Consider the following 15,246-nt stretch of genomic DNA (forward strand, 5'->3'; position numbering starts at 1 on the left):
CAATGGATGATCGTCCTTGCAATGAGGCCGTCGCCGCGGTCGGCGCGCAACTTCTGCGGTCCGGTCGCCGCGCGGATCGGTCGGGCCGCGCCCTGCGCCGGGATTCGATCCTGGACGCGCTACCTGATCGTGCTACCTGATGGCTTTAACGCTATAGTGCGAACGGTGCGGCCCGTCCGGACCGCGCGAACGCCGAGGTTTTTCCTGACCGATGCTGTCCTCCCGCTCCAAGACGCCGGCCCCGCCAAAGTCGCCCGCGCCCGCCATCCCCAACAAGCGCGCCATCATCTCCCGCCGCAAGCTGTCGGGGGAGCTTGAGGATCTGGTCGCCGAGCACGGCACCGGCGACAAGCTGCGCCCGGCGCTGATCGCCTGCCTGCGCAAGTCGCTGGCCGAGGGCAGGGCGGAGGTGCGGCGGCGCTTCGATGCCGGCGGATCGGGCGAGCAGTGCGTGCGGGAGAACTGCTACCTCGCCGACCGCGTGGTCGGCACGCTGGCCGACTTCACCGTCCGCTTCATCTTCCCCACCGCCAACCCGACGTCGGGCGAGGTGTTCGACGTGGTGGCCACCGGCGGCTACGGCCGCGGCGAGCTGGCGCCCTTCTCCGACATCGACCTGCTGTTCCTGCTGCCCTACAAGCGCACGCCGCGGGTGGAGCAGGTGGTCGAATACATGCTCTACATCCTGTGGGATCTCGGGCTGAAGGTCGGCCATGCCGTGCGCAGCATCGACGAGTGCATCCGCCAGTCCAAGGCCGACGTCACCATCCGCACGGCGATCCTCGAATCCCGCTATCTCTGGGGGCCGGGCAAGCTGTTCGCCGAGCTGCGCAAGCGCTACGACAAGGAGGTCGTCGCAGGATCCGGTCCCGAATTCGTCGAGGCCAAGCTGGCCGAGCGCGACAACCGCCACCTGAAGATGGGCGACAGCCGCTATGTGCTGGAACCCAACCTGAAGGACGGCAAGGGCGGTTTGCGCGACCTCCAGACCCTGTTCTGGATCGCCAAGTATCTCTACCGGGTCGAAGGGGTGGACGAGCTGGTCGGCAAGCATGTGCTGACGCCGGAGGAGGCGCAGCGCTTCGCCAAGGCGCAGAACTTCCTGTGGACCGCGCGCTGCCACCTGCATTACCTGACCGGCCGTCTGGAAGACCGCCTGACCTTCGACGTCCAGACCAGCATCGGTGCCGCCATGGGCTACACCGACCATGCCGGCACCAAGGGCGTCGAGCGCTTCATGAAGCATTACTTCCTGGTCGCCAAGGATGTCGGCGACCTGACGCGCATCTTCTGCGCCGCACTCGAAGCGGAATCGAAGCGCCCGCCCAAGTTCAACCTGCTGCGCCTGGCCTCGGTCGCAAGGCGCAAGGACGTGGACGGCTTCATCGTCGACGGCGAGCGGCTGAACGCCCGCAACGACAAGCAGTTCAAGGAGCAGCCGATCGACATGATCCGGCTGTTCCACACCGCGCAGATGAACGACATCGACATCCACCCGGCCGCACTCCGGTCGATCACCCGGTCGCTGTCGGCCATCGGCCCGAAGCTGCGCAACGATCCGGATGCCAACCGGCTCTTCCTCGACATCCTGACCGGGCCGAAGGATCCGGAGATCACGCTGCGCCGGATGAACGAGGCCGGGGTGATGGCCCGCTTCATCCCCGACTTCGGCCGGGTCGTCGCGCAGATGCAGTATGACATGTACCATGTCTACACGGTGGACGAGCACACGCTGTTCGCGCTCGGCATCCTGCACAAGATCGCGTCCGGCGAGCATGCCGACGAGCTGCCGCTGTCCACCGAGGTGATCCACAAGGTGGTGTCGAAGCGGGCGCTCTATGTCGCCGTCCTGCTGCACGACATCGCCAAGGGCCGCGGCGGCGACCATTCGGTGCTGGGCGCCCGCGTCGCCGAGAAGCTCTGCCCGCGCCTGGGATTGACGGCGGAGGAGACGGAGACGGTGGCGTGGCTGGTGCGCTGGCACCTCGCCATGTCGCACACCGCCTTCAAGCGCGACCTGGAGGACGACAAGACCGTCCGTGACTTCGTGGCGCTGGTCCAGTCGCCGGAGCGCCTGCGCCTGCTGCTGGTGCTGACGGTCGCCGACATCCGCGCGGTGGGCCCGCAGCGCTGGAACAACTGGAAGGCCACGCTTCTCCGCGAACTCTACAACCGCTCCGAAGAGCTGATGTCCGGCGGCATGACGGTGGAGGGCCGCGGCCGGCGCATCCAGGCCGCCCAGGCTGCCCTGCGTGCCGAGCTGACCGACTTCGACGAGGCGGCTTTCGAGCATCACAAGGGGCTGGGCTATCCCGGCTACTGGCTGGCCTTCGACACCGACACGCTGGCCCATCAGGCCCGCATCGTCCGCGAGGCGGAGCGGGCGCAGCGCCCGCTGACGGTGGAGACCCGCGTCGACCGCGGCCGGGCGGTGACGGAGGTGACGATCTACGCCACCGACCACAGCGGCCTGTTCTCCCGCCTCGCCGGGGCGCTGGCCGCCTGCGGCGCCGACATCGTCGATGCCCGCATCTTCACCATGACCAACGGCATGGCGCTCGACGTCTTCTCGGTGCAGGACGCCGCCGGCGGCGGTGCCTTCGAGAGCGGCGACAAGCTCGCCAAGCTGTCGGTGATGATCGAGAAGGTGCTGTCGGGCCAGTTGAAGCCGCTGAACGAGCTGTCGACCCGCCGCACGCCCCATGCCAGCCGCACCCGTGTCTTCCATGTGCCGCCGCGCGTGCTGATCGACAACAACGCGTCGACCACCCACACGGTGATCGAGGTGAACGGCCGCGACCGTCCCGGCCTGCTCTACGACCTGACCCGTGCCCTGTCGAACCTGACCCTGCAGATCAGCTCGGCCAAGGTCTCGACCTTCGGCGAGAAGGCCATCGACGTCTTCTATGTGAAGGACGTCTTCGGCCTGAAGGTGACGCATGACGGCAAGCTGTCCAAGATCAAGGAACGGCTGCTGAGCGCGCTCGACGACCCCACCGGCGACGCTCCCCCGCCCGCGACGGTGAAGCGCACGCGGACGAAGGTGACGGGGGCGTAAAACACACCCTCTCCCTCGGAGCGGTAACCCTCTCCCCCCGGGGAGAGGGCATGGACCCCCGGAAACAGCCGTCTACGGCGCCATGAACACGCTGGCGTGCTTGCCGGCCTCGCCGCTGCCCAGATCCTTGGCGATCACCGCGACATCCGTCGACCCGGACTTCACCGCCGCCGCCGGCACCTTCACGAACACCCGGAAGGTCGCCACCGAATCCGCCTCCGCGGTCAGCGTCAGGCTGCCGCCGCTGCCGGCCGCTTCATCGCCGGCCACCGACAGATGCGCATCGCGCAAGCCCTCGAGACTCACCGCATAGCTGCGGGCGATGTGCGTCTTGTTCAGCACCTTGATGGTATAGGCGTTCTGCACCGACCCGTCCGACAGCATGACGAACAGCGGCGCCCGGTCGCGCAGCACGCTGACGTCCAGCGTCGGCCGCAGCATCAGCGCGATGCCCATGGCGCACAGCACGATCAGCATGATCAGCGAATAGATCACCGTGCGCGGCCGCACCAGCTTCACCCGCTCCGGCTTGCCGTCGATCTTGGCGATCTGGTTCGACTGGGTGTCGAAGCGGACGAGGTCGATGGGCCGGCCGATCTGCCGCATCACGTCGTTGCAGGCATCGACGCACAGGCCGCAGCCGATGCAGGAGATCTGCTGTCCCTCGCGGATGTCGGTGCCGGTCGGGCAGACATGGACGCACTGCTTGCAGTCGATGCAGTCGCCCAGGCCCGCCGCCTGCCGGTCGTCCCAGCCCTGCGACTTGCGCAGCGGCGCCCGGCCTTCGCCGCGCCAGTCCTCATAGGTGACGAGGAAGGTGTCCTCGTCCACCATCGCCGACTGGAAGCTGCGCCACGGGCAGACATAGATGCAGATCTGCTCGCGCGCCCAGCCGGCGAAGAAATATGTCGTGAAGCTGAACAGCGCGATGAAGGTCGCCACCCCGCTGGTGATCTGCCCGTGCAGCAGCTCGCCCATCAGCGTCGGCGCGTCGTTGAAATAGAACACCCAGGCGCCGCCGGTCAGCAGCGAGATGCCGACCCACGCCGCATGCTTGGCGGTCTTGCGCGCCAGCTTGGCCCCGGTCATCGGCGCCTTGTCCAGCCGGATGCGGGTGGTGCGCGGGCCTTCGATCTTGCGCTCCACCCACATGAACAGGTCGGTCCACACCGTCTGCGGGCAGGCATAGCCGCACCAGATGCGCCCGGCCAGCGTGGTGGCGAAGAAGATGCCGAAGGCGCCGAGGATCAGGAGGCCGGTCAGGTAATAGACCTCCTGCGGCCAAATCTCGATCCACAGGAAATAGGCGCGGCGCCCGACCATGTCGATCAGCACCGCCTGGTCCGGGATGCCCGGCCCGCGTTCCCAGCGCAGCCACGGCGTGATGTAGTAGACCGCCAGCAGGACGATCAGCACCGCCCATTTCAGCTGCCGGAAGCGGCCCTTCACGTCGGCGGCATAGACCTTGGGCCGGTTGATGAACCAGTGGCGTCCCGGCTCCTCATGCGGCTCGGCATGGGAGGACGCGGCCGGTTTGCCGGCAGGGTCCGGGCGGCGGGTGAGGGTGGTGTCTTCTTGGCGAAGGGACATGGCATCTTTCCTCGGCCGTCAGCGGCACGGGTGGCGTCAGCGTCGTCCCTTCTCCATAAGACTTCCGTGATGGAGCCGCATTGCGCAATGTCAATCCGGCCCGCTTAATCTGGCGAACGCCCGCTTGAACCCGACGCATCGGCGATGCCGGCAAGATCGACACGGATTTCACGGATTAAAAACGGATTTCACGGAACCTCCCCGGTTCAGCGCGCTCCATATCCGGACATTCCCTCCCAAGGAGCGGCCCGATCCGTGTAATCCGTGTCAAAATCCGTGTAATCCGTGTGAATCGTTGCCTGCGGCGACACGGCTCTGCGGTCGGGCGACCGCCCTTCCGCCTCACACCGTCTGCCCGCGCAGCTCCGCCAGCCCGTCGTGGTAGGCGCGGTCGAACAGCGCTTCCAGCCGGGCGTCGGTGCCGCGCAGGCCGGCGACCACCGCATGGGCCCATTCAAAATACTCGACCTTGCGCGACAGCGGCCAGTCGGCGGGCGGGCTGTGCGCCATGGAGCGCAGGTTCGACACCTTGTCGGCCAGCTTCACCAGCTTGGCGCGGGTCGAGGCCTTGGGGGCGGCGTCGATCTGGTGCTGCTTGCGCTCGGCCTTCGACATGCGCTTGTCGTCGGTGGTCTCGGCGACGACCTGCACCACCTCGGTGCCGAACAGCTGCTCGATCTCCTCATAGCTGGCGTCGGTGTCCTCCAGCGTGTCGTGCAGCAGCGCCGCGATCACCACGACGGAATCCTTGCCCGCCGTCGCCTCCGCCACCAGCAGGGCGACCTCCGACAGATGGTTGACGTAGGGTTCGGCGCGCACGCCCTTGCGGCGCTGGTCGATGTGCTTGTGCGCGGCGAAATCCAGCGCGCGGGCGAAATCGAGGAGGGGAGCGCCTGTCGGGGAGGCGTTTGGCAAGGTCATGCTGTTCTCTCGGCTGGGGCATTGCAGTATCCTCCGCCCCGGGGACCCCGATGCCGAAGGACTGCGCCCATGTTCACGTCATTCTTCTTCGATCTGCGCAAGGCCGGCGTGCCCGTCTCGCTGACGGAGTACCTGACGCTCATGGAGGCCATGAAGCAGGGCACCGCGTCCTTCCGCGTCGAGGATTTCTATTATCTCAGTCGTGCATGCTTGGTTAAGGACGAACGCAACCTCGACCGCTTCGACCGCGTCTTCGGCGCCACCTTCAAGGGCCTGACCGAGGAGATGCCGGCCGCCGACGAGGTCCCCGTCACCGACCTGCCGGAGGAGTGGCTGCGCAAGCTGGCCGAACGCTTCCTGACCGACGAGGAGAAGGCGCAGGTCGCAGCACTCGGCGGCTGGGACAAGTTGATGGAGACGCTGGCCCAGCGTCTGGCCGAGCAGAAGGGCCGGCACCAGGGCGGATCGAAATGGATCGGCACCGCCGGCACCTCACCGTTCGGCGCCTACGGCTACAACCCGGAGGGCGTGCGCATCGGCCAGCACGAGAGCCGGCACCGCCGCGCCGTCAAGGTCTGGGACCGCCGCGAGTTCAAGAACCTGGACGACCGGGTCGAGATCGGCACCCGCAACATCAAGGTGGCGCTGCGCCGTCTGCGCAAGTTCGCCCGCAGCGGGGCGGCCAGCGAGCTGGACCTGCCCGGCACCATCCGCGCCACCGCCAACAACGCCGGCTGGCTCGACCTGAAGATGGTCCCGGAGCGGCACAACACGATCAAAGTGCTGCTGTTCCTCGACATTGGCGGCTCGATGGACGACCACATCCGCCTCGTCGAGGAGCTGTTCTCCGCCGCCCGCAGCGAGTTCAAGCATCTGGAGCACTTCTACTTCCACAACTGCGTCTATGAGGGCGTCTGGCGCGACAACGCCCGCCGCCACACCGAGCGGCTGTCCACCTGGGACGTGCTGCACACCTATCCCGCAGACTACAAGCTGGTCTTCGTCGGCGACGCCGCCATGAGCCCCTACGAGATCGTCTATCCCGGCGGCAGCGTCGAGCACTGGAACGAGGAGGCCGGGCAGGTGTGGATGCAGCGCCTGCTGTCGGTCTACGCCAAGGCGGTGTGGCTGAACCCGACCCCGCCGCAATACTGGGACTACACGGAAAGCACCCGCCTGCTCCAGCGCCTGATGGGAGGACGGATGTTCCCACTGACGCTGGAGGGGCTGGACGGGGCTATGCGGGAGTTGGGGAGGTAGTCCCTTGCATCGTTATATGTTGATGAATTAGTCTTTTAATGCCCGCTATTTCTTATTATACAGCTAAAAGTAGAAAGAAAAATGAATATATACCTTGAAGATTTGAGTGCCATCCCCTCAGTAATGGCGTCTATGAAGGCATCTCTCGACAGAAATGTTGTGATAGAGAGGGATCGTACAAATTTGGAATGGATGGAATTGAAGAAAGTTATTCTGAAAATTGAAGAAATGAGAATTTCCTTTTTCCCTTACGTGAGGAAAGATCATTATGATCTTGATTATATTGGAGAAGGTGTATCTGAATTAACTGATGGTCTAGAAGATTTACTGAAGTCCAAAGAGTTTTCTAAATTTTCATCTGTTCCTTTTCGTCTATCTGCGCCTGCGCGTAAAGTAATGTTTATTCAAAATTTTATTGAAGAAATTAGTCCTATTCCCACTGTCGGCAGGGCGGCATTTGTATTATACGAGTCTCTCGCTACTGTTGATTTGCAAAAAAAGCAAACTGAATTTGAGTTTGATGCGACTGCTATTAGGAAAATGCTTCCGCCGCAGAAAGTCGCCCCGGTTCAGTTCGATATTGATAATGGGAAAATAGTTATTCTTAGATCTGGAAATGCAATCAATAAAGAAGATGAAAAAGGGATTGCACTTGGGAAAGAAGCGATTTTGAGCCAGGGTGCCAATTTAATAGAAAGGCTGGCAAAGTCGAATTGTGACAAGAGAATAATTGAGGGTTTGGAAAAACTAAATATGCAAATTGCAAACGAAGAAAATATTGTTCTGATTGGATTGTCAAATTTAACATGTGAAATGATAAGGAACTCTTCTGAAGGTGAGATGTCAGATGTAATTAATTCCATGTATCAGGCGCATACGCGTGGTGTCGATATGTATCTATCCCAATACCCAGATTGGAACAGATTTTTAGAGAATGCATCTTCTGCTCATCTCGATACCGATGACATTGAAAAGATTAAAGAGTCAGCTGAGTCTCTTGTTAACAAGCTTGAAAGGGATCCATCTATTTCGGAGCCGGAAGTTCCCGAGACCTTAAAACATATTAATGAGCTTTTGTCTAATCCCAGCAGTGCGTCCAAACGTGCGGCTTTTGCAATGATGAGAACTATAGAGAACTTTGTAAGCAGGGCATATTTGTATGGAATTGAATTAATAGATCAGACGGCTAAGAAGACTATCGAGAATGTTTCATCTGCTATATCAAAGGCAGCTGCAATTGGTATTTTAGGTTTGGCGCTAGGTGTTGCAACTCAAATAGGTCCAGCAACTTCGAAGATAGGTGAAATGGCGTGGTTAAAAAGCGTATCTACAATGGTTCAGAAGCAAATTGAGAAACTTTCAAATTAGCGCGCCTCTACATTTTATTTCCGTAAAAGCAGGCATTGAATGTCGTTTTTCATTAATTTTATTGGTGAATTTTTCGAAGTGGCAGATTTTTAATTTCAATCTGGTCAGACAAGAACTTGCGTGCTGTGCGATGACTCGGCGGGTGGCGGCTGATCTTACAGTAGACGAAGGTGTAAACGGTTCAACGATCTCCGGATCGTCGTCCTTAGAGCTCGTTTGACAACCGCTTCAGTGGCAAACTCATCGAAGTAGCAGGCTTGCCATGGCGAGCTGTATCATGTCGCCGGAGACGTCGATCCGAGCTTCATAGTCTCGAACCAAACGTCTCCAACGGGTCATTCTCACCCCACCACCCGCCGATACAGGTGCCACGTCGCGTGCCCCAGCACCGGCATGACCACCGCCAGCCCGACGAAGGCCGGCAGGCACCCGACCGCCAGCATCGCCACCACGATCACGCCCCACAGCATCATCGGGCCAGGGTTCGCCATCACCGCGCGCACCGAGGTCTGCATCGCGATGATCCAGTCCACCTCGCGATCCAGCATCATCGGGAAGGACACCACGCTCAGCGCCAGGGTCGCCATTGCGAAGATCAGGCCGACGGCGTTGCCCAGCACGATCATCTGCCAGCCCTCCGGCGTGGTGAACAGCAGATGGACGAAGGCGCCGACGCTTCCGGGCTCCAGCCGGCCCAGCGTGTGGTCGTAGACGATCTGCGCCGCCCCCAGCCACAGCACATAGAGCGTCAGCATCAGCAGCCCCAGCGCCGCGATCGACCAGATCGCCCGCGACCGGAAGACATCCAGCGCGTTGACCCAGGAAACCGGCTGTCCGCGTTCCCGCCGCCGGCTCAGCTCGTAGATGCCGACGGCGGCGAGCGGGCCGACGAAGGCGAGGCCGGCGACCAGCGGGTAGAACAGCGGCAGCAGATCGCCGCCATAGGCGATGCGCGCCGTGACCAGCCCGACGAGCGGATAGATGACACCCAGGAACAGCAGCTGCGTCGGTGCCGCCAGGAAGTCGCGCCATCCCAATGCCAGCGCCTCGCCCAGGCTGAGGGTGTCGATGGAACGGATGCGGACATCCTTGGGCACCACCAGCATGTCTGTCAGCGGGACCTTATGCTCGGGCATGTACCAGCGGTTCGCCATGGCGGGACTCCTCCCTCTTCCTTGACCGGCCCGGTGGGGGCGTGGACGGGCAGTCGGTGGTGTCGCGAGGGCGGTTCGATCCGGCGAACGGGCGGGGCGGCGTGAGACTGTGCCGGCGAGGCGGGGACGGGGGATCGGGCCGCGGTCCGGCAGAGGATACACCCGCTGCCGAAATCGGGCGCGACGAATGATGGGTATACATACATTTTCGGGGAATGAGTCCGCGCAGCCCTTCGGACCAAGGAACCAAAAAAGAGGGGTTTTTAAACCTATCATTGCCGAGGGATCGCGGTTGATTTAGGATTAATAGCCCATATCTCCAAGGAGACGCCCCATGCCCGACTGCCTGCCCCCCACCGCCTCCCACCCCGCCGACCGCTTCCCCCGCTGGGCCGAGGAGCCGCCGGTTCCGCCCGAGGGCTCGCTCGTCCCCGGTTCGCGCTTCCACGAGGAACAGTGGGTGATGGCCGCCGGCATGCTGGCGCGCGGCGCGTCCTTCCAGCAGGTCGCCCGCGCCATGGGGTGCAGCCGCACCACACTGTGGCGGGCCTATTACGGCTCGCAGGCCTTCCGCCATCGCGTCTGGTGGGAGCGGCAGGCGCTGAACCGGGAGTCGGAGCTTCGGCTCGGCTCGCTGCGCGCCCTGGTGACCGAGCAGATCGAGCGGCTGGTCTCCGCCGGCGATCCCTCCACCGTGCGCTGGCTGGCCGAGCGGCTCGGCCTGTTCAGGGACTTCGACGATCTTGCCGCCCGGCCGGCCGCCGACAAGCAGACCACCGACAAGCAGACCACCGACAAGCAGGCAGCCGCCCGGCAGGACCAGCCGGCGCCCCCGGCGACTGCGACTGAAGCCGCCGCCCCGCTCCCCGGTCTCGACGACGACAGCATCCCCGGCGCGATCCGCGAGCATACCCCGCCCGATCCCAAGGTTATCGCCGCCATCGTCGCCCGGCCGGAGGCGGAAGGGCCGAAGGGTGCCTATCCCTGGACCTTCAACCCCGACGATCCCTATCCCAATCTCGGCTCGGCCCTGGAGCGCCAGGGCGGGGCAGGGGCGTTTCCCCGCCGCCGCTGAGCGGATGCGACAGTGGAACGCCGCCCGGAAAGCGGTTCACGGCGTTTCACACGTTCCATCCGCCCCAAACCGCAACCCCAGACCGCCGCCTCACACCGCCGCCTGTTCGATCAGCCGGTTCGCCAGCGTCACCTTCTGCGCCAGCGTGGTCGCCAGGATACGGTGCAGGACCAGCGCAAGTTCCGGATCCTCGCGCTCCAGCCGGGCGAGCGTCGCCGCGGTCAGCCGGTGGATGGTGGCGGGGGTTTCCACCACCACGTCGGCGCCGCGGGTCTGGCCCAGCAGCAGGGCGATCTCGCCGACCACCGCCCCGGCGGTCATGGTGCGCAGGCGCAGGCTGCGGCCGTCGGGCAGGGCGATCTGCACCTTCACCCGGCCGCGCCCGATGATGAAGACGTCGCTGGCCGCCTCGCCGGCGCGGATCAGCACCTCGTCCGGCTCCAGATTCAGGGTGTCCAGCGCCGCCACCGCATCGGCCAGCCGGGGGTGCGGGCCGGTCATCGCCTCCAGATGGCGCAGCAGCGGCGCGTCGGCTCCGCCGCCATCCGCGCTACTCTGGGCCAGCAGCGCCTCCTCGCAGGATTCCAGCGCATGGTCGAGGTCGGGGGCGCGGCGCAGCACCGGGTCGCGGTCGGGATCCAGGCCGCAGCTGCGGAAGGCGTCCTCCACCGCGTCGGGCAGGGCGCTCAGCACCAGCGTGGCGCCGGCCGCCCCGATCAGGTTGCGGATGCGGCGGAACACCCCGGCGGCGGCCGAATCCATGCCCTTGATGTGGCGGAAGTCGATGATCAGGAAGCGCAGAGGCTGCGCACCGGTCTGTCCACCTATCTGCGCCCCCGTTCGCTCCAGCCGGTCGCGCACCGGCCCGACGATCTGCTCGGCGGTGCCGAAGAACAGATAGCCCTGCAGCTGCATCGCCTCGATGGCCGCACCGGCGCCGGTCAGATGCAGGCTGGCCGCCGGGCTGCGGTCGACCCGGCTGCGCAGCTCCGCCCCGCTGTGCCGGCCGCGGATCACCGGCAGCCGGGAATAGCTGTAGACGAACATCGCCAGCGACACCGCCAGACCCAGCGCCAACCCCTCCATGAAGCCGATCCCGGCAATCGCCAGCACCACGGCCAGCACGATCAGCCACTCCGTCCGCGGCAGCCGGCGGCGCGCGTCGATCAGCCATTCCTGCAACAGCTCGACGCCGAGGAACAGGATCAGCCCGGCGGTCAGGAACACCGGCGTCACCGACACCAGCCACCCCGCGACGAACAGCCCGCCCAGGATCACCGCCGCGGTCGCCAGCCCGGCGCCGCGTCCGCTGGCGCCCATCCGCCCGGCCAGCAGCGTCATGCCCAGCCCGACATAGCCGGACGGCCCGCCCAGCGCGCCCGCCAGCAAATTGGCCGCCCCGGTGCTGCGCAGCTCGGCATCGGCATCGATGTCGCGGCCCTGCGCCAATTCCCCCTGCGCCAGCTCGATCCCGCTGACATTCAGCAGAAGGCCCAGCATGCCCAGCACCGCGACCGAGACCATCGCCGGCAGCGCCGCCGCCACCCGGCCCCAATCGGCCAGCGCCAGCACCTCCGTCGGCACCGGCAGGCTGAACCCGCCGCCGCCGGCCACGCCGGGCAGCCAGCCCCAGCCGCGCGCCTCCTCCGCCGTCAGCCCCATCAGGGGCAGCCCGGCATGGAAGGCCAGCGCCGCGGCCAGCAGGACCAGCGGCATGGCGAAGGGGCTGTCGCTGCGCCGCATCGCCAGCACCAGCAGCCCGGCCAGCCCGACCGCCGCCGCCGCGGTGACCGCCACCATCGGCGCCGCCAGCCCGGCGATGCCGGCGCCCAGCCCATGGCGTCCGCTGACCATCGCCAGCGCGCCTTCCACCAGAAGCCAGCCCGACCCGGCGAGGAATCCCGCCACCACCGGGTGGGGAAAGAAGCGCACCAGCCGCCCCAGCCGAAGCCGTCCCACACTCCAGAACAGCAGCCCGGTCACCAGCGTGCTGCCGCCCAGGATGGCGAAGGCGGTGGCGATCCTCACCCCTTCCGGCGCGCTCTCCAGTCCGGCGGCCATGGTGGCGACGGTGGAGGCCAGGATGGCGACGCCGGTCTCCTGCACCAGCGCGACGGAATTCGGCTGCGTGCTGCGCAGGGCGACCAGCAGCGCCAGGATGGCGGCGCTCAGCAGCACCACCCCGACCCCGGCGCCCAGCCCGGCCGCCAGCGGCCCGGTGAACAGCAGTGCTGCAATCGCCAGCCCGTTGCCCAGATTGTCGATACCCGCGATCAGCCCGATCATCGCCGATGCGATCAGGCTCCGGCCGGGGTTTGGAACGGGGCCGGTGGAGGGCTTCCGAATGGGGGAGTCGCTCATGATGTCGCGTTCGGTCCGGCTGGTCGGGCGGGTCTTGCGCAAAACGCTGCGTCACTGCGGCGCTTCGCCGTCACGGTTGCAGCAATGAGCGGAATTCCGCGGCACAGGCAAGCAATAAGCGGTGATGAATTGTGCTGCGCCACCCTGCATTGCGCCAGCCGCTTCGTCCCCTGTCGATCCACGGCCCTCCGTTCCGGCCGCATCCGGGCGGGCCGGCATATGTTTATGCGTGTGTCATCGTTGCAAAAATCAATTATCAGGAATCATATCTCCCGATATAGGACGTTGAGGAGGGAGTATTTCATGAAACATGCATATTTGTTTGGCCTGTTGATGCCCTTGGCGCTGGGCGCCGCCTCAGGCGCGCTGGCCGCCACCGCCGCGAAGGACGGTGCGGAGCCGGCCGGCGAAGCCATCGGCAATCCGCCACTGCTGACCAATTCCGAATCGCCGCGCGTCGGCTCTCTCCTGATGCGCCAGCCGCAGGCGACTGCCCGTCCGCACACCGGGCAGGCGCGCAATTACGACCTGTTCGTGTCCTTCACCGACGGCTATATCCGCAACCCGGCCCAGGGCCGTCCCGACGCCGTGCGGCTGCGCAGCTATCGCGGCACCAACGTCGATCCCAACCATCCCTATGTCGCCCCGACCATCGAAGCGACGCCGGGCGACACTGTGCGCATCAAGCTGCACAACCAGCTGCCGGCCGATCCCAACTGCACCGACCAGCCGGCGGCGGACATCAACAAGCCGCACTGCTTCAATGGCACCAACCTGCACAGCCACGGCGTCTGGGTCAGCCCGACCGGCAACAGCGACAATGTGCTGATCTCGCTCAATCCGGGCGTCGATTTTGAATATGAGTACAACATTCCGGCCGATCATCCGGCCGGCACCTTCTGGTATCACCCGCACCGCCACGGCTCGACCGCCCTCCAGGTCGGCAGCGGCATGGCCGGCGCGCTGATCATCCGCGGCGACCGTCCGCCGACGCGCGAGGCGAACGGCGATCTCGACACCCTGCTGACCAGCCCCAAAGGCGTGGCGATGACCGACCGGGTCCTGCTGTTCGAGCAGATCCCCTATGCCTGCACCAAGGACGGCAAGCTGAAGACCAACGCCGACGGCTCCATCGACTGGAGCTGCGCGCCGGGCGAGGTGGGCGAGGTCGTGTCCTACGACCAGTTCGGTCCGGGCACCTGGGAGCAGTCCGGGCGCTTCACCACCGTCAACGGCCGCGTCCGTCCGATGTTCGCCAACGCCAGGACCGGCGAGCCGGAACGCTGGCGCCTGATCCATGGCGGCGTCCGCTCCCCCATCACGGTGGAGTTCCGCAAGCTCGACCCGACCGGCTTCTTCCAGAGCGAGAAGACCCTGTCGGCCACCGGCCAGGACCGCTTCGCCAAGGAGCGCTGCGTCGGGCAGCCGGTGCCCTACATCCTCGCGGCCTCCGACGGGCTGACCATGGAGGAAGGGCAGGTGCGCACCAGCGTGCCGATGCAGCCGGGCTACCGCGACGATCTGCTGGTCAACTTCCCCGAACCCGGCATCTACTGCGTCATCAACAAGCCGTCCGCCGCCAACGCCAGCCCGGACCAGACCGCCACCTCCACCGGCGTGCTCGGCTTCGTCCGGGTGAAGGGCGACCGCGTCGTCAAGGATCCGGTGAAGGAGACCATCCGCCGGCTGACGGTCAACGCGACCAAATACGCGCCGTCGGTCGCCAAGGAGGTCATCGACGGGCTGACCGCCCGCTGCTTCGCCAAGACGATGGCCGACACCCCCTATTGCCCGCGCTTCTCGAAGTTCACCGCCCACCGGCCGATCACCGAGCATGAGGTGATGCACCAGCCCAAGCAGGAGCTGACCTTCTTCATCAACCTGCCGCCGGACGGGGGCAAGCGCACCAACCCGCTGTTCCAGGTCGCCGACAGCTTCGAGGTGGTGGAGAATCCTGACGGCACCTATGGCCCGAAGGGGGCGGCCGCCTACCGGCCGAACGTGGACAACCGGCCGGTGGTGCTGGGCACCGCCCAGCAGTGGGAGCTGGCCTCCTACTTCGTCAGCCATCCCTTCCACATTCACGTCAACCCGTTCCAGATCGTCTCGGTCATCGGTCCGGACGGCCGCGACGTCAGCGAGCCCGGGTCCGGCGACCCGGACTATGCCGGCATGAAGGGGGTGTGGAAGGACACCATCTGGGTGAAGAGCGACAACAGCAGCGCGCTGACCTCCACCGAGCCGCCCAAGGGCGTCTACAAGGTGACGGTCCGCACCCGCTACGAGCGCTTCATCGGCGCGTATGTGCTGCACTGCCACATCCTCGACCATGAGGACCAGGGCATGATGCAGAATGTCAGCATCGGCGTGCCCGATGGCCGCGGCGGCGTCGCCGGGGCGCATCACTGACCGGACGCGCGCACTCCCCGCTTCGGCAAAGCCGGGCGCGGGGAGTGCGC

The 15,246-nt window shown here is 65.2% G+C and carries 9 protein-coding genes; 5 read left to right on the plus strand and 4 right to left on the minus strand.

All coding sequences use genetic code 11. The features are described from left to right. Positions 1–211: 211 nt before the first annotated feature. Entirely contained in the window at positions 212–3,058 is a 2,847-nt protein-coding gene (locus ACWPN8_RS07635; RefSeq protein WP_492240389.1) for a [protein-PII] uridylyltransferase, read from the plus strand. A 72-nt stretch (positions 3,059–3,130) separates the two neighbouring features. On the opposite strand, the gene ccoG is transcribed toward ACWPN8_RS07635, so the two are convergent. Continuing rightward, positions 3,131–4,648, minus strand: coding sequence for a cytochrome c oxidase accessory protein CcoG (gene ccoG / locus ACWPN8_RS07640; RefSeq protein WP_492240391.1), 1,518 nt, complete (start codon positions 4,646–4,648; stop codon positions 3,131–3,133). 342 nt (positions 4,649–4,990) lie between these two features. Next, a complete protein-coding gene (locus tag ACWPN8_RS07645; RefSeq protein WP_492240393.1) occupies positions 4,991–5,569 on the minus strand; it encodes an HD domain-containing protein in 579 nt (192 codons plus the stop codon). 69 nt (positions 5,570–5,638) lie between these two features. On the opposite strand from ACWPN8_RS07645, the gene ACWPN8_RS07650 reads away from it, so the two are divergent. Further along, entirely contained in the window at positions 5,639–6,829 is a 1,191-nt protein-coding gene (locus ACWPN8_RS07650; protein ID WP_492240394.1) for a vWA domain-containing protein, read from the plus strand. 81 nt (positions 6,830–6,910) lie between these two features. Beyond that, positions 6,911–8,197 (plus strand): hypothetical protein, encoded by a 1,287-nt coding sequence (locus ACWPN8_RS07655; RefSeq protein WP_492240395.1) that lies wholly within the window; start codon positions 6,911–6,913, stop codon positions 8,195–8,197. A 341-nt stretch (positions 8,198–8,538) separates the two neighbouring features. On the opposite strand, the gene ACWPN8_RS07660 is transcribed toward ACWPN8_RS07655, so the two are convergent. Beyond that, positions 8,539–9,351 (minus strand): DUF2189 domain-containing protein, encoded by an 813-nt coding sequence (locus tag ACWPN8_RS07660; RefSeq protein ID WP_492240397.1) that lies wholly within the window; start codon positions 9,349–9,351, stop codon positions 8,539–8,541. Positions 9,352–9,685: 334 nt separating this feature from the next. Between ACWPN8_RS07660 and ACWPN8_RS07665 the strand changes: the two genes are divergently transcribed. Then, complete coding sequence (locus tag ACWPN8_RS07665; RefSeq protein ID WP_492240398.1) at positions 9,686–10,426, plus strand: hypothetical protein; 741 nt, start codon at positions 9,686–9,688, stop codon at positions 10,424–10,426. A 90-nt stretch (positions 10,427–10,516) separates the two neighbouring features. Here the strand turns inward: ACWPN8_RS07665 and ACWPN8_RS07670 are convergent, their stop codons facing one another. After that, entirely contained in the window at positions 10,517–12,787 is a 2,271-nt protein-coding gene (locus ACWPN8_RS07670) for an SLC26A/SulP transporter family protein (RefSeq protein WP_492240400.1), read from the minus strand. A 303-nt stretch (positions 12,788–13,090) separates the two neighbouring features. On the opposite strand from ACWPN8_RS07670, the gene ACWPN8_RS07675 reads away from it, so the two are divergent. After that, the gene (locus ACWPN8_RS07675; RefSeq protein WP_492240401.1) at positions 13,091–15,196 is read left to right on the plus strand and encodes a multicopper oxidase family protein; all 2,106 of its coding nucleotides are present in this window, start codon (positions 13,091–13,093) and stop codon (positions 15,194–15,196) included. Positions 15,197–15,246 lie beyond the last annotated feature (50 nt).

It is taken from the genome of Azospirillum sp. UENF 112521 (assembly GCF_058780665.1).